A 24,222-nucleotide genomic window follows, 5' to 3' on the forward strand; every position below is an offset into this window, starting at 1 on the left:
CCTCGGGCTGGTTTCGTGTGCACACCCGGGCCGACCTGATGGCGCGGGGGTCCGCCCGAGTGTATGGAAGTCGAGAGGTAGCGGGCGCGCCGGGGTTGCCCCACCACATGGTCGGGCTGACAGGATTTGAACCTGCGACCCTTCGCTCCCAAAGCGAATGCGCTACCAAGCTGCGCCACAGCCCGCCGACCGGTCCCCACGCGGGGGACGCCACCACAGAGTATCGCGGCACGCTAGGCTGTTCCGCGCAGGCGCCCCCGGGCGCCCACGCGGGTGTAGCTCAATGGCAGAGCCCCAGCCTTCCAAGCTGGTCATGCGGGTTCGATTCCCGTCACCCGCTCCAGTCTTCTACCGCAGGTCAGAAGGGGTGCCACCCTGTCGCGGGCAGCACCCCTCCGGTTCGCGGGCCATTAGCCGGCCATCCCAGAAGGACGTCATTTCCGGCCCTTGCCGCGCCGCGTGCCAGTTCGTGCCCTTGCCGCCAGCCGGCGCCGACGATCTCGCCGAGCGACTTGGTGAGGTAGCCGATGTGCCGGCCGGCTTCACGGTCGCAGCCTGTCTATTGCTGGGAGCCGTCCTGTGTCCAGGAAGGTCGTCCAGTCCTCCGGGCTCATGGCGCAGTTTCCGGTCCTGACCCCGTCCAGTGCGCTCGCGCTTCGGCGTACCGCGGCCCACAACGCCCGATCTGCTCCGTCCCAGCGGAACGACACCGACGCCGGACCCAGCAGACACAGCACGCCACCACGCGTCGTCGGCAGCTTGTCCGGCCTCTGGAGGAAGCAGCCGTCGTAGTCCTGGCCCTCCTGCCTCGGGGTGGTTCCGCCCAGGGCGCGCCACACCACCGGGGTGCCCAACGAGGCTCCCACCTGGTCGGTCCAGAATTCAGCCGCCGGCGGTGTCCGGGTTGTCGCCACGAACTCCGTGGCCGACACCCATGGCTCGACCACTCGTTGCTCCTGCCCCAGTGGCGTGATCGTCATGGCGGCGGCAACCAGACGGAGTGACTCGGGCACCCACGCCTCGACCACGAGCCGTCCGCCTGCCTCACCAGCTTCCACGCCCTCGATCACATGACCCGGTGTCACGTCCGGTGGGGCCCCGAACTCGACCGGCTCCTCCGCAGCCAACTCCCACACCTCGACCATCGCCACATCACCTGGGCGCCATCCACGCTCGACATACGCCTCCAGGCGCAACGAAACCCGCGTCGGCGACCTCTCGACACCAGCCACATGACCGTCCGCGAACCCCCGCCGGTCGTCCAACCAGGCATCCAGGGCCGCAGCGGTCGTGATCCGGAGCATCCACCGATGGTCCCAAAGCCGCCAGCCGACGTCGCCTCATTACCGACCCCTGTGCGCCCCGAGCACGGCGCGCAGATTCGGTCACCGCCATCCGCTCCGGCAAGCCCGCCCGGTCCTCCAGGTAGTCCCGCATCAGCCACAACACGCCCGCATCGGTCTGGTCGGCCGGTTCGCCGTACTCCGCCGCATGGCCCGACGCTGCCGCAACGGATGCACCAGCCCGAACACCGGCCGCTCCGACGGTTCCGATCAGCCACCGTCACCTGCACATGCGCCTGAACAGGCTCCACCTCCGCGCTCCTGGCAGCGACACTGGCTGGTGGTCGGCGGCGATCTGGACCTTGGACTCGGTCCCCGACCCGCGATGCCTCCTCGTTCACGGGCTGCCCGGTCTTCTTGTCCCGCTTCTGCACCTTCGGCACCGATCGTTCATCGACGGCGCTGAGCAGCACGACATTCGAGACAAACGAGAGACACCACCAGGGTTTCTCGCGCTTATCACACAGTGAAGTACCACAATGGGCGCACCGCGGTGCTGCCGCGCCACGAACGTCACACCGTGTCTGATCGCGGATCTCGGGACCTGCGTCTGGTGAGTGCGAGGGTTGCCCTGGCCAGCAGGACCGCGATGACGGAGCCGGCGGTGTTCATCGCCCAGTCGTTGGTGTCGCAGGCGCGGCCGATGGTGGGGAGCAGGGCCTGGAGCGCCTCGATCGCGGCGGACAGGGTTGTGGCGAGGGCCAACGTCAGGAGTGGTCGGGCGGTGGCCAGGGTGGTGAAGTACACCGGCGGAACGAACAGGGCAACGTTGGCCAGGAGTTCCACCGAGCCCAGCGTGGGCACCGAGAACTGGACCGCGCAGACGGAGAAGACCCGGCCCGGGGTCGGGACGAGCGTCAGCGCGACGACCGGGAGCAGCGACACGCCTGCGAGCAGCCACCGGACCCGACCTCCCGACCGGCGGACAGCCAGGCCCACCCCCACGCACGCCAAAGCGACCAGGACCAGCGCCACCGGCACCAGTGCCGAGTGCTCCAGCAGGAAGTTCGTGATCATCGGAGAGCTGATGGTACGCAACGCGGGGTCGCCGGTGCGCGTCCTTCGTGGCGTGGCCGAGGTGACGGTTCGGGCGCGGTCGGCCTACTACCGAGGTTTTCTCGCCGACGACGAGCTGGCGGCGCAGAACCGGCGTGAGGTCGGTGACTACGAGCGGATGATCCGGTCGCCGGACCGGGTCGTGCGGTGCGCGGAGGTCGGTGCGGCCCGGTCGTGGGTGTGGGAGTTCAACGAGCGCGCTCGGCACGTCCACCGGCGGTTCGGCTGGGTGGCCGACGGGCACTGCCGGCCCGGTGATCCTCGGATCGGGACGTACCGGATGCTGGGGTACCGGCTCACGATCTGAGGAGGGGCACCGTGTCGTTCACGCACCGGCTTCGAGTTCGCTACAGCGAGTGTGACCAGCAGGGGGTGGTGTTCAACGGGCATTACCTCTTCTTCTACGACGTCGCGTTCACCGAACTGTGGCGGGAACGGATCGGGCCCTATTCGGAAATGGTGGAGCGCGGGTTCGACGTCGTCGTCGCGGAGGCTCGGATTCGGTTCGTCGAGGGGGCTCGATTCGACGACGAACTCGACATCACCATGGAGATCGAGCATCTGGGGACGACCAGTCTGATCATTCGGCCGGTGTTTCGGGTCGGCGAGCGGCTCGTCGCGGACGGGGAAATTCGGCACGTGTTCGTGGACGCGACGACGCTCACGAAGAAGGGCATGCCGGATGACGTTCGAGCGGCCCTGTCGGGTTAGCGCAGGCGGCGCTCGTACTCGACCTCGAGTACCGGACGACCGTCGCCGAAGTCGTGTTCTCGGCGGCGGGGGGTCTCGGTGAAGCCGTAGGAGGTGTAGAAGTGCCTCGCGCGGTTCGCGCCCGCCATGGTCCACAGGCGCACCCGGCGGAAGCCGGTGTCGCGCAGGGACTCACAGGCGGCGTCGAGCAGGGTCCAGGCGACGCCGTGGCCCCAGACCGTGGGGTGGGCGTACAGGTCGAACACCTCGCCGCCCGGTCCACGGTCGGAGTGCGGGCCGCAGTACGCGAACGCGGCCACCCGGTGTCCACGCTCCGCGACGAGCATGGTGTTCCTGGCGAACTCCCGCGACGTCATCACCGACGACCACAGCGTGCGGCGCTGCTCGGCCAGCCTGCGCAACCAGTCGCCCTCGAACACGTCGCGGTGACCGGCCCGCCACGCCTCCGCGTGCACCTCACCGACGGCGTCGGCGTCCGCCACGGTGGCCTCCCGCACCAACACGGGCGCTCCGACCCTCATGGGCGCCCACCTTACGTCCCACAACCGCTCGGTCACCACCCGTGGCCGTCGGAACTCCCCTCACCACCCGCTCGTTGACCAGGCACAGGACATCGGAGGGGAGCGCGCCATGGTCGAGCTGATCGTGATCGTCGCGTTGCTGCTGGTCGTGGTCGCGGTCGGCATGACGTTCGCCAGGAACCAGGCCAACGCCAAGCAGGCCAGGCTGGACAACGCCAAGGCCGAGGCCCGCCGCTGGGTGGAACGGCTCGGCGGGCAGGTGATGAACCTGACCGGCACCGACGAGGCATCCAGCCAGGCGCTGGCCGACGCGTCCGAGCGGTACACCGCGGCCGGCTCGCAGATGGAGCAGGCGACCACCGAGGAACAGTGTCGCCTGGTCACCAAGACCGCGATGGAAGGTCTGTACTACGTGCGTGCCGCGCGCACGGCCATGGGGCTCGACCCCGGGCCCGAGCTGCCGGTCGACCCCGAGCAGGAGCGCGCGGGCAAGGTCACCGAGAGCCGCCGGGTCACGGTCGAGGGACACGACTACGAGGCCTCCCCTTCCCCCGGTAGCGGTACGCCGCACTACTACCCGGGCGGGCGGGTGGCCGGACGGCCGGTGCCGCAGGGCTGGTACAGCGAGCCGTGGTGGAAGCCGGCGCTGGTCGCGGGCGCGTGGGGGCTCGGTTCGATGATGCTGTTCAGCGCGATGTTCTCCGGCATGTACGGGATCCCGGACGCGGCCGCGTGGGAGCAGGGCTACGACGCGGGCCAGCAGGACGCCATGGAGTCCGGCGACGGCGGTGACGGCGGCGACATGGGTGACGGCGGCGGCGACATGGGCGGCGGAGACTTCGGCGGCGGTGGCGACTTCGGCGGCGGGGACTTCGGCGGGGACTTCGGGTTCTAGCCCCCGGCGCGCATCGGGAACGTACGACTCGCGCAACCGGAACATACGACTCGCGGGCTTCGCGAGTCGTACGTTCCGGGCCGGTGAGTCGTACGTTCCGGGCCGGTGAGTCGTACGTTCCGGGCCGGTGAGTCGTACGTTCCGGGCCGGTGAGTCGTACGTTCCGGGCCGGTGAGTCGTACGTTCCGGGCCGGTGAGTCGTATGTTCCGGGGCGGTGAGTCGTATGTTCCGGGACGGGGACTCGCGGGTCGGCGGGGGCTGGGATCTACCGGGCCAGGGTGGCTTGTTGGGTGCGGACGAACGCTGAGTCCACCGGGTCGCCGTGGCCGGGGACGATGACGGTCGGACCCAGGGCCAGGAGGCGGTCGAGGGCCGTGCGCCACTCGATCGGGTGAGCGTCGGGGCCTACCGAGGGCGGGGCGCCCTGTTCCACCAGGTCACCGGCGAAGACGACGGCGGCGTCGGGGACGTGGACCAGGACGTCGTGGTCGGTGTGGGCGCGGCCGGGGTGGATCAGGTCCGCGTGACGGTCGCCCAGGTCGACGCGGGTGTGGTCGGTGAACACGTGGGTCGGGAGGACCAGGCGCGCGTCGGCCAGGCGGCGGGCTCGGTCGGGGTCGCCGTCGGCTTCGTAGCGGGCGATCCAGGCGCGGCGGTCGGGGTCGGAGTTCGCGATCGCGTCCCGGCAGCGGGTGTGTGCCCAGACGGGGCACGGAAGGAACGGCGCCGTGCCGAAGAAGTGGTCGAAGTGCGCGTGCGTGATCACCAGCGTCCACGGCAGCGGCGTGATCTGGCGGACCTCGGCGGCCAGTTCGGCGCCGTGGGTCTCGTCGGGACCCGAGTCGATCACCAGGCACCCGGACGAGCCGACGACCACGCCCAGGGTCTGGTCCAGGTGCTCGTACCGGCGGGCGAACACGCCGTCCGCCACCGCGATCCAGCTCACGCGGCGACCAGCACCCCGTCGGCGAGCATCGGGACCACCGTGCTCGAGTCCACGTCGGACGCCAGCGCCACGTCGTCCGCGAGGCCCGCCTCGGTGAGCTCCCGGCCCGACACCGAGCCGGCCACCAGGTCCGGGACCCGGTCGCCCGCGGCGCGGAACGTCGTCGCCGCCAGGACCACCTCGGCGGACGGCGAGGTGGCCCGGATGGCGGCCGCCACGGCCGCGGCACCCAGCCAGTCCTCCGTGGACGGGCGGAGCCGCCTGTCCTCGGTGTCCCGCCACCGCTCCCCCGCCGGCACGATGCCGACCGGCCGGCCGCCGGCGAGCTCGACCGCGGCCTCGGCCACCGCCGACGCGTTGCGCAGGCAGCCGGCGAGCACCGTCGCGCCGGTCTCCGCGCCGGCCGCGCAGAGGGTGGCGCCGTTGGGCGAGGTGATGGCCAGGAACGTGCCCGTCTGCAGGTCGACCAGCGACGACGGGCGCAGCGACCAGCCAGGACGCCGGTCCGCGCCGACCCGGGTGCCGTCGACGGTCAGGCCGGACGGGGTGAGCGTCGCCCCGGCCGCCTCGGCGGCGCGGGCGGCGCGCTCGTCGTGCCAGGGCAGCGGCAGCACCCGCCCGCCGCGGCCGAGCGCGACGTCGACCGTCGTGGTGAACACCAGAACGTCGACCACGACCAGCACCGCGCAGTGCGGGCCGAGCGCCCGAACGCCGTCATAGCCCCACTCGAGCCGCAGGTCGTGGCCGTCCTGCTCGTAGACCGTCACCGGGACGATCCTGCCAGCCCTGGCACAATGCTGTCGTGCGAGTTTACCTGGGATCGGACCACGCGGGCTTCGAGCTGAAGGCCCAGCTCGCCGACCGGCTGACGGCGGCCGGACACGAGGTCGTCGACGTCGGGCCGGCCGACTACGACGCGGAGGACGACTATCCGCCGTACTGCATCGAGGCCGCGCGCCGGGTGGTCGCCGACCCCGGGAGCCTCGGCGTGGTGATCGGCGGGTCCGGCAACGGCGAGCAGATGGCGGCCAACAAGGTCGCCGGGTGCCGCGCCGCGCTCGCGTACAACACCGAGATCGCGACCCTGGCCCGGCAGCACAACGACGCCCAGGTCGTGGCGCTCGGCGCGCGCATGCACGACGCCGACGAGGCCGCCGAGATCGTCACCGCGTTCGTCGACACGCCGTTCTCCGGCGCCGAGCGGCATGCCCGCCGGATCCGGATGATGGTCGACTACGAGCGCACCGGCGAGCCGCCAGCGGTGCCGAGCTGACGTGCCGGAGGGTCACACGCTGCACCGGCTGGCGCGGCGGCACCGCACGCTGTTCGGCCGTCGCCCGGTGGCGGTGTCCAGCCCGCAGGGCCGGTTCGCCGGAGCGGCGTCCGCTGTGGACGGCCGGGAGCTGCGGAAGGTCGACGCGTACGGCAAGCACCTGTTCCACGTGTACGGCCCGGACGCGATCGTGCACGTGCACCTCGGGTTGATCGGCACGTTCAGCGAGCAGCCGCTGCCGCTCACCGACCCGGTCGGTCAGGTGCGCATGCGGATGGTCGGCGAGACGCACCTCGCCGACCTGCGTGGACCGACGGCGTGCGAGCTGATCGACGCCCCGAGGATGAGCGCGCTGCTGGCCCGGCTCGGCCCGGACCCGCTGCGGCGCGACGCCGACCCGGAGCGGGCGTTCGCGCGGCTGTCCCGGTCGTCGCTGCCGGTGGCGGTGCTGCTGCTCGACCAGAAGGTGCTGGCCGGAGTGGGGAACGTGTACCGCGCCGAGCTGCTGTTCCGGCACGGGCTCGACCCGATGACGCCGGGCCGAGCGCTCGACCGTGCACTGTGGACGGACATGTGGACCGACCTGGTGGCCCTGATGCGCACGGGCGTTCGCCGCAACCGCATCGACACGGTCCGCGACGAACACCTGCCGCGCGCGATGGGCCGCGCACCCCGCCGCGACCGGCACGGCGGCGAGGTGTACGTGTACCGGCGGGCGGGTCTGCCGTGTCTGGTGTGCGGGGCACCGGTGGAGACGAAGGAACTGGCCGGCCGCAACCTGTTCTGGTGCCCGGACTGCCAGGCCTGACCGGTCAGCGCTGGATGGACTTCAGTTCGGTGAACTCCTCCAGGCCGTAGCGGCCGAACTCGCGGCCGTTGCCGGACTGCTTGTAGCCGCCGAACGGTGCCTTCGTGTTGAACAGGCCGCCGTTCACGTCCACCTGACCGGCGCGCAGCCGGCCGGCCACCGCGTACGCGCGGTCGGCGTCGGCGCCGAAGACGCCTGCGGCCAGGCCGTACTGGGTGCCGTTCGCGATCCGGATGGCGTCGTCCTCGTCGGTGTAGGGGAGCACGCACAGGACGGGACCGAAGATCTCCTCCTGCGCGATCGTCATGTCCTCGCGGACGTTGCCGAAGACCGTGGGGCGCACGAAGAAGCCCTTGCCCTCCACCGGTTCGGGGCCGCCGTGGGCGAGCGTCGCGCCCTCGGCGACACCGGTGCGGATGTAGTCGACCACCCGGTCGCGCTGCGCCGAGGACACCGACGGGCCGATGCGGGTCGTCTCCAGCGTCGGGTCGCCTGGCTGGTACTTGGCCGCAGCCGCGACGGCGACCTCGACCGCCTCGTCGTGCCGGTCGGCGGGGACCAGCAACCTGGTCAGGGCGCTGCACGCCTGGCCGTTGTTCATGTAGCAGTTCGCCACCGTGATCTTCACCGCGCGCGTCAGGTCGGCGTCGTCGAGGACCACGCTCGCGGACTTGCCGCCCAGTTCCAGGGCCACCCGCTTCACGGTCTCGGCGCCGACCGCGGCCACTCGGCGGCCGGCCCTGGTCGAGCCGGTGAAGGACACCATGTCCACCAGCGGGTGCGCGGCCAGCGCCTCGCCGACGACCGGACCCGTGCCGTGCACCAGGTTGAACACGCCCGCGGGCAGGCCGGCCTCGTCGATGATCGAGGCCAGCAGGGCGGCGGTCAGCGGCGCGACCTCACTGGGCTTGAGTACGACCGTGCAGCCCGCCACCAGCGCCGGCGTCACCTTGGCGACCATCTGCTGCAGCGGGAAGTTCCACGGGGTGATCGCCGCGACCACGCCGATCGGATCGCGCACGATCGTCGAGTTGCCGACCGTCACCGGGTCGAGCGCGCCCTGGTCGACCTCGTCGAGCACGCCGGCGGTGATGCCGACCGGGTTGGTCACCTGCACCTTGGTGGCGAACGTGATCGGCGTGCCGACCTCGGCGGTGATCGTCGACGCCAGCTCGGCGGCCCGGGCGCGCAGGCCTTCGTTGATCCGTTCGACGGCGGCGACGCGGTCGGCGAGCGGGGTCGCCGACCAGGCCGGGAACGCCTCGGCGGCCGCGCGCACCGCGTGGTCGGCGTCGGCGGCGGTGCCGGCGGGCACCGCGGCCAGCACCTCCTCCGTCGCGGGGTTCACCACGTCGATCCGCTCGGCACCATCGGGTTCGGCGAACGTGCCGCCGATGTAGTGCGCGGTGCGGACCTGGGTCGGCGCGGCCATGGATCCTCCATCGACTGTGACGCTGGAAGCCTTATCGGCCCCCAGCCTGTCACATCCGTGGACGTCAGTCGAAGGACAGTTCCTCGGTGCGCGTGCGCTTCAGCTCGAAGAAGTTCGGGAAGCCCGCCAGCGCGACCGCGCCGTCGAACACCTTCAGGGCGTCCTCGCCGCGCGGGATCGAGGTCAGCACCGGCCCGAAGAACGCCACCCCGTCGACGTGGATCGTGGGGGTGCCGACGTCCATGCCGACCGGGTCCATGCCCTCGTGGTGGCTCCGGCGCAGCGCCTCGTCCCACTCGGTGGTGTGCGCGGCTTCGGCCAGCTCAGCGGGCAGGCCGACCTCGGCGAGCGACTCCTTGACCACCACGTCGAAGTCCTTGTTGCCCTGGTTGTGGATGCGGGTACCCATCGCGGTGTACAGGTCGCGCAGCACGTGTTCGCCGTGCTGCTCCGCGGCCGCGATCGCCACCCGAACCGGACCCCAGCCCTTGGTCATCAGCTCCCGGTAGTTCTCCGGGAGGTCACGGCCCTCGTTGAGGACTGAGAGACTCATCACGCGGAACCGGAGGTCGACGTCCCGCTGCTGTTCGACCTCGAGAATCCATCGGGACGTGATCCACGCGTACGGGCACAACGGGTCGAAGTAGAAGTCCACCCGGGTCTTGGTCTGTGCGGTCATACCGGGAACAACCATGCCGACCGTGAACTTTCTTCCCGCGACTCACCCGTCTGGCGGGCGACAGCCGGCGGCGAGGTGCTTGGATGCCAACGAACCCGATTATCGGTACCGACCAGAGGCTTTGAGGTGACCTGTGGCTCCGCCCAACCTGACCCGTGACGATGCACAACGGCGCGCGGCCCTGCTCGAGGTGCAGTCCTACGACATCGAGCTGGACCTCACCGACGGTCACGGCCAACCCGGCGAGAGCACGTTCTCGTCGGTCACCACGGTCTCGTTCCGCAGCCGGGACGCCGGCGCGGACTCCTGGGTCGACCTGGTGGCCGATTCGGTGCGCTCGGCGGAGCTGAACGGCGAGGCGCTCGACCTGTCCGGGTACCGCGAGGACACCGGGATCGCGCTCCCCTCGCTCGCCGAGGCGAACACCCTGACCGTCGCCGCGACCTGCCGGTACATGAACACCGGCGAGGGCCTGCACCGGTTCGTCGACCCGGTCGACAAGGGCGTGTACCTCTACACCCAGTTCGAGACCGCGGACGCGAAGCGGATGTTCACCTGCTTCGACCAGCCCGACCTGAAGGCCACCTACCGGCTGACGGTGACCGCGCCGGAGTCGTGGAAGGTCATCTCCTGCGCGCCGATCGCGTCGAGCGAACCGGTCGGCTCGGACGGCGCCGTACGGCACGTGTTCGAGGCCACCGAACGGATGTCGACATATGTGGTGGCGCTCGTCGCCGGCCCCTACGCGGAGTGGCGCGACGAGTACCGTGACGAGCACAAGACGATCCCGCTGGGGCTGTACTGCCGTGCCTCGCTCGCCGAGCACATGGACGCGGACCGGCTGTTCACCGAGACCAAGCAGGGCTTCGACTTCTACCACCGCAGCTTCGGTGTGGCGTACCCGTTCGCCAAGTACGACCAGTGCTTCGTGCCGGAGTTCAACGCGGGCGCGATGGAGAACGCGGGCTGTGTGACGTTCCTCGAGGACTACGTGTTCCGCAGCCGGGTCACCCGCTACGCCTACGAGCGGCGCTGCGAGACCGTGCTGCACGAGATGGCGCACATGTGGTTCGGCGACCTGGTCACCATGCGCTGGTGGGACGACCTGTGGCTGAACGAGTCGTTCGCGACGTTCGCGAGCGTGCTGGCGCAGGCGTCGGCGACCGAGTACGAGCACGCGTGGACCAGCTTCGCCAACATCGAGAAGTCGTGGGCCTACCGGCAGGACCAGCTGCCGTCGACGCACCCGGTCGCGGCGGACATCCCGGACCTGCAGGCGGTCGAGGTCAACTTCGACGGCATCACCTACGCCAAGGGCGCCAGCGTGCTCAAGCAGCTGGTCGCCTATGTGGGTGAGCAGAACTTCCTGTCCGGGCTGCGGGTGTACTTCGCCAAGCACGCCTGGGGCAACGCGACCCTCGGGGACCTGCTGTCCGCGCTGGAGGAGGCGTCCGGCCGGGACCTGTCCTGGTGGAGCGCGCAGTGGTTGGAGACCACGGGCCTGAACGCGCTGCGACCGAGGTTCGAGGTGGACGCGTCCGGCGCGTTCAGGTCGTTCGCGATCGAACAGGACGGCGCCAAGCCGGGCGCCGGCGAGCTGCGCACGCACCGGGTCGCGATCGGCGTGTACGACGACGTGGACGGTCGCCTGGTCCGCACGCACCGGTCGGAGGTCGACGTCGACGGGGAGCGCACCGAGGTGCCGGACCTGATCGGCGTGCCGCGCGGCAAGCTCGTGCTGGTCAACGACGACGACCTGAGCTACTGCACGATGCGGCTGGACCCGGACTCGCTGGCGACGCTGGTGGACCGGATCGGCGACATCACCGAGCCGCTGCCGAGGACGCTGTGCTGGTCGGCGGCGTGGGAGATGACCCGCGAGGCGGAGCTGCGGGCGCGGGACTTCGTGACACTGGTGTGCCACGGGTTGCCGGCGGAGACCGAGGTCGGGGTGGTGCAGCGGCTGCTGCTGCAGACCCAGGCCGCGCTGGCGTCGTACGCGGACCCGGAGTGGGCGCCCGAGGGTTGGCGGGTGTTCACGTCGCGGCTGCTGGAGCTGGCGTCGGTGGCGCCCGGCTCGGACCACCAGCTGGCGATGGTGAACGCGCTGGCCGGCTCGGTGCTGACGGATCAGCAGGTGACCGTCGTACGCGGCTGGCTCGACGGTTCGGCGCCCCTGGAGGGCCTCGTGGTGGACACCGACCTGCGGTGGCGGCTGCTGCAGGCTCTGGTGGCGCACGACGCGGCGACCGAGCAGGAGGTCGACGAGGCGCTGACCGCGGACTCGACGGCGACCGGCAACCGGCAGGCGGAGCGGGCGCGCGCGCTACGACCGACCCCGGAGGCGAAGGCCGAGGCCTGGCGCCGCGCGGTACACGACGACGAGCTGCCGAACGCGGTCAACGAGTCGATCATCGCGGGGTTCGCGCACCCGGCGCAGCGGGAGCTGCTGGTGCCGTACGTGTCCCGGTACTTCGCCGACGTGGCGGAAGTGTGGGCCCGCCGGTCCAGCGAACGCGCCCAGCCGACGGCGACGGGGCTGTTCCCGTCGTGGGCGGTCAGCGAGGAGACGACCGAGGCGGCCGACGCGTGGCTCGCGGACGAGACGCACCCGCCCGCCCTGCGTCGGCTGGTGTCGGAGGGCCGGGCTGGGGTGCTGCGGGCGCTGCGGGCGCGGAAGTTCGACCGGAGCTGACGGATCTCGCGGAGCGGCCGGCTCGCTGGGTGGTGAGCCGGCCGCGCGGTCGGTGGGTGGGTACAGTCGCGGCCCGGGTTGTCCACAGGCCCGCCGCACCCCTCCTGACCAGGCCACACCCCTAGTAGACTGGGCTCGGGGCCGGCCCCCGGGATCGGGTGGGGGTATCGGTACGGGGGTTTCGGCAAAGTCCCGCCCGCATCGGCGACCGCGTCACCTACAGCGAAGACACCTTCCGAGCGATGGCCAGCATCGCCCAAGTCCTACGACACTTGGCCCGGGGCTGCCACCGACCACTCCGACTACTCGGAATCACCGCCTGACCAGCACTTTGCCGGAACCGCGCCGGAGCGGGTGTGGGGGTGTCGGTACGGGGGTTCGGAGGGCTGGGCTGGTGGCGCTTGGCGGGGTAGAGGCCGAACTATGGCGAACGCCGCGAGCGCGGGGGCTCGCGGCGTCGGTTGGTTGGTTCGGGGTCAGTTCTTGGCGGTGCCCGCCTGGTCGCTGAGCATCCGCAGGCCGCTCACCAGGCCGCCGACCAGGTCGCCTTCCTTGAAGGACGCGACCATGCTCATCACCGCCAGGTTGCAGGCTCGGTCGGGGAGCCGGCGGGTCGACTCCGCGCCCGTGACGATCTCCACCTTGCGCTGGCCGGGCGACACCGCGAGCAGCACCGCGCTGGCGGCGTTCTCGCCGGACGACGCGTGCAGCTCCTCGGCCCTCGATCGGGTGTCCTCGCCCAGGTCGCCCAGGTAGACGCTGAAACCCAGACCCGTGGACCGCGCCGACAACGTCAGCGCCTCGTCCAGGCGGGACAGCTGCACCGTGTTGAACGGGACCTCCGACACCGCGGGCGAGTACTCCCGCGCGACGGACACCCGGCCACTGGCCGTCACCACCGCGCCGTAACCGTGCTCCGGGTCCTCGGCGATGATCTCTCCCGGCTCGCCTGCCCGGACGACCTCACCAGCTGCCACGAGCGCCTCCCTTGGCCGTGCGCTTCGCCTTGCCGCCACCGGACGGCACCGCCGATTCCTGCGCGCCCGCCGGATTGGCGGTCCACCACACCGGTGGGTAGTCCCACGGCTGGCCCGGTCGGTACCTCGGACTGCGCGCACGCTTGTCGCGCATCGTCAGGAGGGCGATCACGCCGTAGATGGCCAGCGGGATCACCGCGAAGACGAGGATGGTCTGCACGACGTTCACGCGCGACAGCCTACCGATCTCCCCTGACAACCCACCCAGCGGGGAGATTCAGCCGACCGTGCTCGCCCGCGCGACGGCGACCCGGGTCGGGCAATGGGCCCAACCTCACGGTGCGAACGGACCCATGTACGCGCCGTACGGGCATCGTCACCCAGCAGGTCTTGTCCGTTACAGTCCCAGCTTCTAGCTTTCACCTGTACGGCCCTTGCGCATCCCGTCCCCGCACTCTCCGTGCGCCCACGCCGAGGAGTACCCCGCCATGAGCACGACCGCCACTGTCTTGACCTTCACCCGTTCGGATGAGTTGGTCGCCCGCGGCACCCGGGTCACAGCCGGCACGCGGGTCACCCGGGGCACGCGAGTCACCAGGGGCACCCGGGTCACGGCCGGCACGCGGGTCACCCGGGGCACGCGAGTCACCAGGGGCACGCGGGTCACCGCGTAGGGGCTAGGCCGCCGGCTCACCCAGGTAGGGCAGCCACTGCGGGTCGGCGTCCCCGACGCCGGCCAGCAGCCGCCAGTGCACCCCGCGCGGCGCCCTCGGCACCACCCGCAGCCGCCAGCCCAGCTCGGACAGCAGCTTGTCGGCCTTGCGGTGGTTGCACTTCACACAGCACGCCACGCAGTTCGCCCAGCTGTGCTCGCCGCCGCGGCTGCGTGGGACCACGTGGTCGATCGTCTCCGCCCGGGAGCCGCAGTACGCGCACCGGTACCGGTCTCGGTGCATCAACCCGGCCCTGGTCAGCGGCACACGCGCCCGGTAGGGCACCCGCACGAAGCTGCTCAGCCGGATCACCGACGGCACCACGACCGCGTCGGTCGCCGAGTGCAGCACCAGGCCACTCGGATCGCCGTGCACGACCTCGGCCTTGCCGCACACCAGGAGCACCACCGCGCGCCGCAGCGGGAGCGCGGTCAGCGGCTCGAAGGTGGTGTTGAGCAGGAGCACCCGGCGGCGGCCCCAGACGGGTGGGCCGTGCGACTGGTCGGGGGCACCGATATCCGACACTGCGGACTCCGGGCACGCCTTGGTCCGCGGCGCCAGCCCTCTGGCTGCGCCGATCGAGGTCGGATGTCGGCCGGGCACGCGACCACCTCCACCAGTGCGGCAGCCATAGCAGACCACAGATCACCCCCGGAACGCACGTGTGTTGCGTAACGTGTCCGGCTTCACCCCACAAAGATCTGGTGAACAGTTGAGCCGTGGGCGTCGCTATCGTCGGCGCCGTGACCGATCTGGAACCGCTCGCACTGGAAGCACCGGCCTGCGCGGAGAGCGACGGTTGGTGCCGAACCGTCCTCAACGTCACCGGCAGCCAGTGGCTGGCGTCCTCGGCCGACTGGCTGGTCGCGACCCCGATCACGATCCTGCTGATCCTGATCGTCGCGTTCGCGATCCGGCTGTTCCTCCGCCGTCTGATCGACCGGTTGACCCGTACCAACGAGGACAGCAAGCTGCCGAAGCTGCTGCGCCCGCTGCGTGAGCGCGCACCCCAGGCCCTGGGACCGCTGCTGTCCGAGCGACGGGCACAGCGCGCGAAGACCCTCGGTTCGGTGTTCAAGTCGATCGTCTCGGTGCTCGTCTACGGGCTCGCGTTCATGATGATCCTCGGCGAGCTGGGCGTGGACCTCGCGCCGGTGCTCGCCTCCGCCGGCATCCTGGGCGTCGCGATCGGGTTCGGCGCCCAGAACCTGGTCCGGGACTTCCTGTCCGGCGTGTTCATGATGCTCGAGGACCAGTACGGCGTCGGCGACGTCGTCGACGTCGGCGAGGCCATCGGCACCGTCGAGGCCGTCGGGCTGCGGATCACCACGTTGCGCGACCTCAACGGCACCGTCTGGTACGTCCGCAACGGCGAGATCCTGCGGGTCGGCAACTCCAGCCAGGGCTTCGCCGTCGCCGTGGTGGACGTGCCGATCGGGTACGGCGCCGACGTCGCGCAGGCCATCGAGATCCTCGGCCGGGTGGCCACCGAGGCCACGGAGAGCGGGCCACTGGCCGACGACGTGCTGGAGCCGCCGGAGGTGCTCGGGGTGGAGCGGGTGACCGCCGTGGAGGGCATCACGATGCGGCTGACCGTCAAGGTCCGGCCCGGCCGGCAGTGGGCGGTGCAGCGCTCGCTGCGCGGGACCGTGGTGGACGCGTTCGAGGACGCGGGCATCCGCGCCCCGGTGCCGAGGGCCTTCCCCCAGTCCGAGCAGTGAGACCGGATGCGAGGATGGAACCCGTGGCGTCACCGGATACCGAGAACTTCTACCAGGCCGTCGGCGGCGAGGAGACCTTCCGCCGCGTGGTCGCCAGGTTCTACGAGGAGGTCTCCCGCGACGAGGTGCTCCGTCCGCTCTACCCGGAGGAGGACCTCGGGCCGGCCGAGGAGCGGCTGCGGCTGTTCCTGATGCAGTACTGGGGCGGCCCGCACACCTACTCCGAGCGGCGCGGGCACCCTCGGCTGCGAATGCGGCACGTACCGTTCTCGATCGGTCCCATCGAGCGGGACGCGTGGCTGCGATGCATGCGAACGGCGGTAGACGAGGCAGGATTGGCCGAACACCATCGGCGGCAGCTGTGGGCCTATCTGGAGATGGCCGCCAACAGCCTGATGAACAGCTGGACGTAGCTCGGGCCTCCCGAACCCGGTCTCCAGCTCCCCGAGGAATGGCAGGATGACCGATCGTGCGTAGAACAGGAGAGAGCGAGCAGGGGGACCCGGACACCGAGTGGTGGCACGGGGCGGTCTTCTACCAGGTGTACGTGCGCTCGTTCGCGGACTCGAACGGCGACGGCGTCGGTGACCTGGAAGGGATCCGGGCCCGGCTCGGCTACCTGGAACTGCTCGGCGTCGACGCGCTGTGGCTGACCCCGTTCTTCCGCTCGCCGATGGCCGACCACGGCTACGACGTCGCCGACCCGCGGGACGTCGATCCGCTGTTCGGCGACCTGGAGGCGTTCGACCGGCTGGTCGCCGACGCGCACCAGCACGGCATCCGGGTCACCATCGACCTGGTGCCCAACCACACCAGCGACCAGCACGCCTGGTTCGGCGAGGCGCTGCGCGCGGCGCCGTACTCGCCCGAGCGCGACCGCTACGTCTTCCGGGACGGGCACGGGGACGAGCCGCCGAACAACTGGCTGAGCGTGTTCGGCGGGCCGGCGTGGACGCGGGTGCCGGACGGGCAGTGGTACCTGCACCTGTTCGACCCGAAGCAGCCGGACCTGAACTGGGCCAACGGCGAGGTGCACGAGGACCTGGAGCGCACGCTGCGGTTCTGGCTGGACCGGGGCGTGGACGGGTTCCGGATCGACGTCGCGCACGGGATGGCCAAGCCGGACGGGCTGCCGGACATGGACCAGCGCGCGGCCAGTGTCATCGGCCACCACGAGTACTTCGACCCGCGCTTCGACGACGACGGTGTGCACGACATCCACCGGATGATCCGCAAGGTGCTGGACGGCTACCCGAACGCGATGACCGTCGGCGAGATCTGGGTCACCGACAACGAGCGCCTGGCGAAGTACCTGCGACCGGACGAGCTGCACCTCGGCTTCAACTTCCGCCTGGTGCTGACCGGCTTCGACGCGGCGCAGGTGCGCACCGCGATCGAGGAGTCGCTGACCACGGCCGCAGCCGCCGGCGCGCCGCCGACGTGGACGCTGTCCAACCACGACGTGTGGCGCGAGGTCAGCCGCTACGGCGACGGCCCGGTGGGCACGGCGCGGGCGCGCGCGATGGCGCTGGTGGAGCTGGCGCTGCCCGGGGTGGTGTTCGTCTACAACGGCGAGGAGCTGGGGCTGCCGAACGTCGACCTGCCGGACTGGGCGCTGCAGGATCCGAAGTGGACCCGGTCCGGGCACACCGACCGGGGGCGGGACCTGTGCCGGGTGCCGCTGCCGTGGGAGGGCGACGAGCCGCCGTTCGGGTTCTCCACGGCGGAGCGGACGTGGCTGCCGATGCCGGCGGAGTGGTCGGAGCTGACCGTGGAGCGGCAGCTGGAGGACGCGGACTCGACGCTGTCGCTGTACCGGCAGGCGCTGGAGCTGCGCAAGACCCACGAGGCGTTCGCGGGGGACGCGCTGGAGTGGTACGGCGCCCCGGACGGGTGTTTCGCGTACCGGCGCAAGGGCGGCGGGCTGATCTGCGCGCTGAACACCTCGGCCGCGCCGGTGCCGCTGCCGCCCGGCGAGGTGCTGCTGTCCAGCGGGCCGCTGGCGGACGGGTACCTGCCGCCGGACACGGCCGCCTGGCTGGTCTGAGGCGACCTACAGGCCGGCGCCGATCTCGCCGAAGCCGCTGACGTCGCTGACGTCCGGCGGCTCGGGTTCGGCCCGCGCGCTGCTCGCGAAGGCCGCCGAGCCGGCCAGGTAGGCGACGCCAGGGCCGAACGTCCACGCGGCGTTCCGGATCGTCTGCTTGCGGCGTTCCCGCGCGTCGTGGACGTTGTCCGAGGCCTGCTGGGTGTGCCGGGGACGGGCCGGGCCGTCGTCGGGTTCGCGGCCCTCCCACGCGTCGTCACGCGGCACGGTCTGGTCGAGGAAGGCCCTGGTCGGGTCGTCGTCGCTCATGGTTCTGGGACTCCTCGCGCCGCGGAACGGTGCCACGAGTGTCGCAACGTCACACGAGCAGTGGCAAGAGGGCGTGCCGACGGCGCACCACCGCGCCGAACCGCGCGTCGATCCGCAACCAGGCGTCGGTGGCGGTGACCCGGACCTGCTCGTCGGCCCCGCCGGTGCCAAGGAAACCCATGCCGGACATCGCGAACAGGCACCGCAGCGGGATCTTGACCTCCAGCCCGTCACCCGAGACGGTCAGCACGTTCTGGTCCAGCAGCGACGCCGGCGGGGTGCCGTTCGGGCCGACGTTCTCGCGGGCCAGCTCCAGCCCCCGGTCGGCCAGCTCGGTCACCACCTTCGCCGGCAGCGACTCCACCACCTGCCAGTGCGCCTGCGGCGGCAGCGCGGAGCGCCACTGCAGGTCCAGCACCGGGCCCGGGTCGATCCGGTCGCCCCGGGACACCGCGAGCGCGGCCAGCAGCTCGTTGCCGGACACCGTCACGTCGCCCGGCTCCACCCGGCCGAGCACGGTCCTGGTGGCCAGCACGTCGAACGGGGTCGCCACCCACGAGTCGATCCGGTCGCCGTCCCGGTTGCGCAGCCGCACGACGGTCTGGCCGTCCAGGCGGACCGCACGGGCGACGAACGCGCCAAGGTCGTCGCGTTCGGACCGGTCGGTGAACTCCAGCTCAGGCACAGTTGCTCCCACTGCGCCAGGCGGCGAGGAAGTCCTTCTCCGCGTCCGACATCCGCCTCGGCCGTCCGTTCGCCAGGTCGTACGGCACGAGCATCGTCTCCGCGGTGACCGCCACCGGATCGTCCTCGGAAGGTCCACTGTGGACCTCGTAGTCCATGGTGAACGACGCGTGCCGCATCTCCCGCACCGACAGCGCGATCCGCACCGACCCGCCGTCGGCGACCAGCGGCGCGTGGTAGTCGACCACGATCCGCGCCACCACCACGCCCCTGGCGATGCCCTCCGCCCCGGCGTGCCGGGCCGCCTCGCCGAACAGCAGGGCGATCCGGGCCTCCTCGAGCAGGGTCACCGTGTTGGCATGGTTCACATGCCCGTACACGTCCATGTCCGACCAGCGCGGCCGGACCTGCGCCATGAACAAACCCACTAACGGACCATACTGCGCACCTGCCGGGCGGCGACCGACAGTGTGGCCAGATCCAGCCGCGCCACCCGGCGGATCTCCTCCAGCGACATCCGCGAACGCGCCAGCCGCGAGGCGTTGGTGTGCTCCCAGTTCGCGATCTTCTCGTCCGCCGACGTGTCGGGATCGCTCTGCGACAGCACGTCCAGCGTGATCGCCCGCAGCGACGAGTACAGGTCGTCGCGCAGCGCGAGCCGGGCCAGCGCGTGCCAGCGGTTGCCGCGTTCCAGCCCGCTGATCGAGGTCAGCATCGAGTCGATGGACAGGTGCTCGGACAGCGCGTAGTACAGCTCGGCGGTCTCCCTCGGGCTGCGCTCGACGTCGCCGACCTCACGCTCGGCCAGCTCGGCGACCTCGGTGATGTCCAGCAGCGAGTAGCCGTTGAGCAGCGACGCGGCCCGCCGGGCCAGGGCCGCCGGCACGCCCTGCTCGACCAGTGACTCGGCGTGCTCGGCGACGTTCTCCCGTTCCGCGCCGCGCAGCAGCGTGCCGACGTCGGGCGCGAGCTCGGCGACGACCTTGCGGAACCGGTTGATCTCCGCGCCGACGGCGAGCGGCTGCGGGCGGTTGGACAGCAGCCACCGCGACGCGCGGTCCAGCAGCCGGCGGCTCTCCAGCACCATGGCGTCGGCGACGTGCGTCGGCACCACGTTGTCCAGCGCGCGGATGTCGCGCCACAGGCCCTGCAGGTCGTAGATCGTGGTGACCGCGGTGAACGCGCGGACCGCGTCGGTGGCGGTCGCGTTCATCTCCTCGGCCAGGCGGAACGCGTAGGACACGCCGCCGCCGTCGACGACCTCGTTGACGATGAGCGTGGTGGTGATCTGCCGGCGCAGCGGGTGCCGGGCGATCGCCTCGGGGAACGTCTCGCGCAGCTTGGTCGGGAAGTACTCCGGCAGGCGGCGGGCGAACACGTCGGCGTCCGGCAGCTCGCTGGCCAGCACCTCCTCCTTGAGCGCCAGCTTGACGTGCGCGAGCAGGGTCGCCAGCTCGGGCGAGGTGAGGCCCTGCTCGGCCTTGTCCAGCTCGCGGAACCGCTGCTTGGTCGGCAGCGCCTCCAGGTCGCGGTCGAGGCCGGCGTGCTCCTCGAGGTGGCTCACCAACCGGGCCAGCACGGTCAGCATCGGCACCGCGTGCGCGCGGCTCACCCCGAGTACGGCGTTCTGGCTGTAGTTGTCCGCGAGCACCAGGTCGGCGACCTCCTCGGTCATCGACTCCAGCAGCTCGTTGCGCTGCTCCTCGGCCAGCCCGCCGTGGGTGACGAGCTGGTCGAGCAGGATCTTGATGTTGACCTCGTGGTCGGAGCAGTCCACGCCGGCCGAGTTGTCCAGCGCGTCGGTGTTGACCTTGCCGCCGTTGCGGGCGAACTCGACCCGGCCGCGCTGGGTGAGGCCGAGGTTGCCCCCCTCGCCGACGACCTTGACCCGCAGGTCGGCGCCGTTCACCCGGACCGCGTCGTTGGCCTTGTCGCCGACGTCGGCGTTGCTCTCGGTGCCGGCCTTGACGTAGGTGCCGATGCCGCCGTTCCACAGCAGGTCGACCTCGGCCAGCAGGATCGCCTTCATCAGCTCGGGCGGGGAGAGCTTGCGGGTGCCCTCGGGGAGGCCGAGCGCGACCCGGACCTGCTCGCTGACCGGGATGGACTTGAGCGTGCGCGGCCACACGCCGCCGCCCTCGCTGATCAGCGAGCGGTCGTAGTCGTCCCAGCTGGAGCGGGGCAGGTCGAACAACCGCCGCCGCTCGGCGAAGGATGTCGCCGGGTCCGGGTTCGGGTCGACGAACACGTGCATGTGGTTGAACGCGGCGACCAGCCGGATGTGCTCGGAGAGCAGCATGCCGTTGCCGAAGACGTCCCCGGCCATGTCGCCGATGCCGACGACGGTGAAGTCCTCGGTCTGGGTGTCCTTGCCCAGCTCGCGGAAGTGCCGCTTGACGCTCTCCCAGCCGCCGCGGGCGGTGATGCCCATGGCCTTGTGGTCGTAGCCGACCGAACCGCCGGAGGCGAACGCGTCGCCAAGCCAGAAGCCGTAGCCGGCGGCGACCTCGTTGGCGAGGTCGGAGAACTTCGCGGTGCCCTTGTCGGCGGCGACGACCAGGTAGGTGTCGTCGGCGTCGTACCGGACGACCTGCGGCGCGGGCAGCACGTCACCGTCGCGCAGGTTGTCGGTCAGGTCGAGCAGGCCGGAGATGAACATCCGGTAGCAGGCCTTGCCCTCGGCGAGCGAGGCGTCCCGGTCGCGGCCGGGATCCCCGGTCGGCGCGGGCGGCCGCTTGACCACGAAACCGCCCTTGGCGCCCACCGGGACGATGACCGCGTTCTTCACCGCCTGCGCCTTGACCAGGCCGAGGATCTCGGTCCGGAAGTCCTCCCGGCGGTCCGACCAGCGCAGTCCGCCGCGGGCGACCGGGCCGAAGCGCAGGTGCACGCCCTCGACCCGAGGGGAGTAGACGAAGATCTCGAACTTCGGGCGGGGCTCCGGCAGGTCGGGCACGAGGCCGGGGTCGAGCTTGACCGCGAGGTAGGGCCGGTGGCGGCCGTCGGCGTCGCGGACCCGGTAGTTGGTGCGCAGGGTCGCGCAGATGAGGTTGAGGAAGCTGCGCAGGATGCGGTCGGCGTCGAGGCTGGTGACCTCGTCGATCATCGCGGTGAGCCGCTTGACGTGGTCGTCGACGGCCTCTTTCCGCTGCGTGTCGGCGAGGTCGAGGTCGAAGCGGGTCTCGAACAGCTCGACCAGCGCGGTGGCCACGTGGGTGTGGCTGAGCAGCGCGTCCTCGATGAACTCGGTGCTGAACTGGGTGCCGGCCTGGCGCAGGTAGCGGGCGTAGGTGCGCAGCACGGTGGCCTGGCGCCAGCTCAGGCCGCCGCTCAGGATCAGCGAGTTGAACCGGTCGGCCTCGGCGGCACCGCGCCAGGTGGCGGCGAACGCCTCCTCGAACTCGACCCGCTGCTCCTCGCGCTCCTCCTGGGACAGGCCCTCCACGACGGCCGGGTCGATCCGCAGACCGAAGTCGTAGATCCACCGCCGGGGGCCGTCCTCGTAGCGCAGGTCGTACGGCCGCTCGTCGACGACCTCGACGCCCATCTGCTGCAGGACGGGCAGGACCTGGGAGAGGGTGACGCCGGCGCCGGCGAGGTAGAGCTTGAACCGCCGCTCCCCCGGCTCGGCGTGCGGCGGCTCGTAGAAGGCGAGGTCCATGTCGCCGTCCTCGCGCAGCCGCTCGAGGCGGCGCAGGTCGGCGAGGGCGGCGGTGGCGTCGAAGTCCTCCTTGTAGGCCTCCGGGAACATGCCGGCGAAGCGCTGGCCCTGCTCGGTGGCGGACTCGGCGCCGACGGTCACGGTCCGGTCGTCGGTGCCCTCGGCCAGCAGTTCGCGCTGCTCGGTGAAGACGGCCTCGACGAGCCGGTCGTCCCAGGTCCGCACGGCCTCGGTCATCAGGGCCTGGATGCGGGCGACGTCGGGTTCGACGGCGTGCTCGGGGTCGGCGGCGTGCACGGTGAAGTGCACCTGGGCCAGCGAGGTCTCCCCGATGCGCGTGGAGAACTCGAGGTCCTTGCCGCCGAGCTCGTCGATGAGGACCTGCTGCATGGCCAGCCGCGAGGTGGTGGTGTACCGGTCGCGCGGCAGGAAGACCAGGCAGGAGTAGAAGCGGCCGTAGGGGTCGCGGCGCAGGAACAGGCGCAGCCGGCGGCGGTCGGCGAGGGCGATGACGCCGGTGGTGGTCTGGTAGAGGGAGTCGGTGCTGGTGGAGAACAGCTCCGACCGGGGCCAGTTCTGGATGACCTCGAGCATCTTCTGCCCGGTGTAGGACTCGAGCGGGAACCCGGCGCGGTGGATGACCTCGCGGACGCGGCGGCCGACGACCGGGATGTCGAGGACGTCCTCGTGCAGGGCGTTGATGGTGAAGACGCCGAGGAACCGGTGCTCTCCGGTGACGTTGCCGTCCGTGTCGAAGGTCTTCACGCCGATGTAGTACGGGTACGTCGACCGGTGGACGCTGGACGGCTCGCTGGCCTCGGTCAGGACGAGGAGTTGCGCGGAGAGCGCCTGGTCGCCGACGCCGGCGGGCAGGGTGCGCTCGGCGAGGCTGTCCTGGCGGAGCACGCCGAGGCCGCTGGCCAGCGAGGCACGCAGGGCGGGCCGGCCGCGATCGCCGTCGCCCACGAGCTCGTAGTTGCGGTAGCCGAGGAAGGTGAAGTGCCCGTCGACGAGCCAGCGCAGGAGGGCGGCGCCCTCGTCGCACTGGCCGCGGTCGACCGGCGGGTGCTGTTCGAGCTGGTCGGCGAGGGCGAGGGCGGTGCTGGCCATCTTGGCGGTGTCCTCGACGACCTCGCGGACGTCGTTGAGGACGGCGAGCAGGCCGGCCTCGATCTCCCGGCTGCGGTCGCCGTCGGTGATGAGGTCGACCTCGATCGACATCCAGCTCTCGACCAGCGCGTCCTGGGGCGGGTCGTCGGCCTCCGCGCTGGGCAGGACGTCCCGCAGCCCGCCCGCGACGTCCCGGCTGACCACGACGATCGGATGTACGACCCGGAGCACCTGCAACCCGCCGCGCACCAATTCGGCGGCGACCGACCCGACCAGGTAGGGCATGTCGTCGGTGACGATCTGCACGACGGTGCCGCTCGAGGACCACCCGTCGGCGGTGCTGTCCGGATTGAACACCCGGACCGCCGGGCGGCCCGGCACCCGCTGCTCCGCCAGCCGCCGGTGCGTACGCACAGTGCCCACCAGATCCACCGGATCGTGGTCGATGACCTCTTCCGGCGGAATGTACCGGTAGTAGAGCCGGATCAGGTCGGCCATGTCCGGCGCCGCGTCGGCGGCCCGCTCGATGAGATCGTCCCGGGTCTGTTCGGGGGAGTCCGGTCCCACCGCGGCACTGGTTCGGCGGCCGGCGGTGGCCATTCCGGTCGAGATCATCTACGCGGCTCCACTATTGGCGGCA

The 24,222-nt window shown here is 71.2% G+C and carries 23 protein-coding genes and 2 tRNA genes; 10 read left to right on the forward strand and 15 right to left on the reverse strand.

Features of this window, described 5'->3' with window-relative positions; translation table 11 throughout:
• Positions 1-108: 108 nt before the first annotated feature.
• Positions 109-185 (reverse strand) — tRNA-Pro (locus JT362_RS27570).
• 84 nt (positions 186-269) lie between these two features.
• On the opposite strand from JT362_RS27570, the gene JT362_RS27575 reads away from it, so the two are divergent.
• A tRNA-Gly gene (locus tag JT362_RS27575) sits at positions 270-343 on the forward strand.
• Positions 344-542: 199 nt separating this feature from the next.
• On the opposite strand, the gene JT362_RS27580 is transcribed toward JT362_RS27575, so the two are convergent.
• Together JT362_RS27580 and JT362_RS27585 are read right to left on the reverse strand one after the other, a co-directional pair.
• Complete coding sequence (locus JT362_RS27580) at positions 543-1,145, reverse strand: hypothetical protein (protein WP_260194717.1); 603 nt, start codon at positions 1,143-1,145, stop codon at positions 543-545.
• A gap of 711 nt (positions 1,146-1,856) precedes the next feature.
• Entirely contained in the window at positions 1,857-2,360 is a 504-nt protein-coding gene (locus JT362_RS27585; protein WP_260194718.1) for a VanZ family protein, read from the reverse strand.
• On the opposite strand from JT362_RS27585, the gene JT362_RS27590 reads away from it, so the two are divergent.
• Both JT362_RS27590 and JT362_RS27595 read left to right on the forward strand, forming a co-directional pair.
• Positions 2,353-2,706: a hypothetical protein gene (locus JT362_RS27590; RefSeq protein ID WP_260194719.1), complete on the forward strand. Its 354-nt coding sequence runs from the start codon at positions 2,353-2,355 to the stop codon at positions 2,704-2,706. The genes JT362_RS27585 and JT362_RS27590 overlap by 8 nt on opposite strands.
• An 11-nt stretch (positions 2,707-2,717) precedes the next feature.
• Positions 2,718-3,110 (forward strand): acyl-CoA thioesterase, encoded by a 393-nt coding sequence (locus tag JT362_RS27595; protein WP_260194720.1) that lies wholly within the window; start codon positions 2,718-2,720, stop codon positions 3,108-3,110.
• Here the strand turns inward: JT362_RS27595 and JT362_RS27600 are convergent.
• Positions 3,107-3,631: a GNAT family N-acetyltransferase gene (locus JT362_RS27600; protein ID WP_260194721.1), complete on the reverse strand. Its 525-nt coding sequence runs from the start codon at positions 3,629-3,631 to the stop codon at positions 3,107-3,109. The genes JT362_RS27595 and JT362_RS27600 overlap by 4 nt on opposite strands.
• 109 nt (positions 3,632-3,740) lie before the next feature.
• Here JT362_RS27600 and JT362_RS27605 point away from each other — a divergent pair, with 109 nt between their 5' ends.
• A complete protein-coding gene (locus JT362_RS27605) occupies positions 3,741-4,526 on the forward strand; it encodes a hypothetical protein (protein WP_260194723.1) in 786 nt (261 codons plus the stop codon).
• Positions 4,527-4,792: 266 nt separating this feature from the next.
• Here JT362_RS27605 and JT362_RS27610 read toward each other — a convergent pair whose 3' ends face one another.
• The gene (locus JT362_RS27610) at positions 4,793-5,473 is read right to left on the reverse strand and encodes an MBL fold metallo-hydrolase (RefSeq protein ID WP_260194725.1); all 681 of its coding nucleotides are present in this window, start codon (positions 5,471-5,473) and stop codon (positions 4,793-4,795) included.
• Positions 5,470-6,240, reverse strand: coding sequence for a 2-phosphosulfolactate phosphatase (locus tag JT362_RS27615; protein ID WP_260194726.1), 771 nt, complete (start codon positions 6,238-6,240; stop codon positions 5,470-5,472). The genes JT362_RS27610 and JT362_RS27615 overlap by 4 nt, the downstream gene beginning before the upstream one ends.
• Before the next feature lie 35 nt (positions 6,241-6,275).
• Here JT362_RS27615 and JT362_RS27620 point away from each other — a divergent pair, with 35 nt between their 5' ends.
• Entirely contained in the window at positions 6,276-6,746 is a 471-nt protein-coding gene (locus JT362_RS27620) for a ribose-5-phosphate isomerase (RefSeq protein WP_260194727.1), read from the forward strand.
• 1 nt (position 6,747) lies between these two features.
• Positions 6,748-7,554 (forward strand): Fpg/Nei family DNA glycosylase, encoded by an 807-nt coding sequence (locus JT362_RS27625; protein ID WP_260194728.1) that lies wholly within the window; start codon positions 6,748-6,750, stop codon positions 7,552-7,554.
• A 4-nt stretch (positions 7,555-7,558) separates the two neighbouring features.
• Here the strand turns inward: JT362_RS27625 and JT362_RS27630 are convergent, their stop codons facing one another.
• Together JT362_RS27630 and JT362_RS27635 are read right to left on the reverse strand one after the other, a co-directional pair.
• Positions 7,559-8,986 (reverse strand): aldehyde dehydrogenase family protein, encoded by a 1,428-nt coding sequence (locus tag JT362_RS27630; protein WP_260194729.1) that lies wholly within the window; start codon positions 8,984-8,986, stop codon positions 7,559-7,561.
• 64 nt (positions 8,987-9,050) lie between these two features.
• Positions 9,051-9,665, reverse strand: coding sequence for a mycothiol-dependent nitroreductase Rv2466c family protein (locus JT362_RS27635; RefSeq protein ID WP_260194730.1), 615 nt, complete (start codon positions 9,663-9,665; stop codon positions 9,051-9,053).
• Between the two features lie 133 nt (positions 9,666-9,798).
• Between JT362_RS27635 and pepN the strand changes: the two genes are divergently transcribed.
• The gene (gene pepN / locus JT362_RS27640; protein ID WP_260194731.1) at positions 9,799-12,360 is read left to right on the forward strand and encodes an aminopeptidase N; all 2,562 of its coding nucleotides are present in this window, start codon (positions 9,799-9,801) and stop codon (positions 12,358-12,360) included.
• A gap of 476 nt (positions 12,361-12,836) precedes the next feature.
• Here pepN and JT362_RS27645 read toward each other — a convergent pair whose 3' ends face one another.
• From JT362_RS27645 to JT362_RS27655, 3 genes are all read right to left on the reverse strand, one after another.
• The gene (locus tag JT362_RS27645) at positions 12,837-13,337 is read right to left on the reverse strand and encodes a DUF5130 family protein (RefSeq protein ID WP_375546571.1); all 501 of its coding nucleotides are present in this window, start codon (positions 13,335-13,337) and stop codon (positions 12,837-12,839) included.
• Positions 13,324-13,566, reverse strand: a complete 243-nt coding sequence (ctaJ, locus tag JT362_RS27650) for an aa3-type cytochrome oxidase subunit CtaJ (RefSeq protein ID WP_260194732.1) — start codon at positions 13,564-13,566, stop codon at positions 13,324-13,326. Before ctaJ ends, JT362_RS27645 begins: the two co-directional genes overlap by 14 nt.
• A 448-nt stretch (positions 13,567-14,014) precedes the next feature.
• Positions 14,015-14,575, reverse strand: a complete 561-nt coding sequence (locus JT362_RS27655) for an HNH endonuclease (RefSeq protein WP_260194733.1) — start codon at positions 14,573-14,575, stop codon at positions 14,015-14,017.
• 227 nt (positions 14,576-14,802) lie between these two features.
• Between JT362_RS27655 and JT362_RS27660 the strand changes: the two genes are divergently transcribed.
• The 3 genes from JT362_RS27660 to JT362_RS27670 are packed head-to-tail and all read left to right on the forward strand — an operon-like array spanning position 14,803 to position 17,818.
• Positions 14,803-15,771, forward strand: coding sequence for a mechanosensitive ion channel family protein (locus tag JT362_RS27660; protein ID WP_260194853.1), 969 nt, complete (start codon positions 14,803-14,805; stop codon positions 15,769-15,771).
• Between the two features lie 14 nt (positions 15,772-15,785).
• Positions 15,786-16,184 (forward strand): globin, encoded by a 399-nt coding sequence (locus JT362_RS27665; RefSeq protein WP_260194734.1) that lies wholly within the window; start codon positions 15,786-15,788, stop codon positions 16,182-16,184.
• 56 nt (positions 16,185-16,240) lie between these two features.
• On the forward strand, positions 16,241-17,818 hold the full coding sequence (locus JT362_RS27670) for a glycoside hydrolase family 13 protein (protein WP_260194735.1): 1,578 nt from the start codon (positions 16,241-16,243) through the stop codon (positions 17,816-17,818).
• A 6-nt stretch (positions 17,819-17,824) separates the two neighbouring features.
• Here JT362_RS27670 and JT362_RS27675 read toward each other — a convergent pair whose 3' ends face one another.
• The 4 genes from JT362_RS27675 to JT362_RS27690 are packed head-to-tail and all read right to left on the reverse strand — an operon-like array spanning position 17,825 to position 24,197.
• Positions 17,825-18,127, reverse strand: a complete 303-nt coding sequence (locus tag JT362_RS27675; RefSeq protein ID WP_260194736.1) for a hypothetical protein — start codon at positions 18,125-18,127, stop codon at positions 17,825-17,827.
• A 49-nt stretch (positions 18,128-18,176) separates the two neighbouring features.
• Positions 18,177-18,812 (reverse strand): DUF8010 domain-containing protein, encoded by a 636-nt coding sequence (locus tag JT362_RS27680; protein ID WP_260194737.1) that lies wholly within the window; start codon positions 18,810-18,812, stop codon positions 18,177-18,179.
• The gene (locus JT362_RS27685) at positions 18,805-19,239 is read right to left on the reverse strand and encodes an acyl-CoA thioesterase (RefSeq protein WP_260194738.1); all 435 of its coding nucleotides are present in this window, start codon (positions 19,237-19,239) and stop codon (positions 18,805-18,807) included. Before JT362_RS27685 ends, JT362_RS27680 begins: the two co-directional genes overlap by 8 nt.
• On the reverse strand, positions 19,239-24,197 hold the full coding sequence (locus JT362_RS27690) for an NAD-glutamate dehydrogenase (protein ID WP_260194739.1): 4,959 nt from the start codon (positions 24,195-24,197) through the stop codon (positions 19,239-19,241). Before JT362_RS27690 ends, JT362_RS27685 begins: the two co-directional genes overlap by 1 nt.
• Positions 24,198-24,222: the final 25 nt, after the last annotated feature.

The organism is Actinophytocola gossypii, assembly GCF_025165815.1.
GTDB lineage: Bacteria > Actinomycetota > Actinomycetes > Mycobacteriales > Pseudonocardiaceae > Actinophytocola > Actinophytocola gossypii.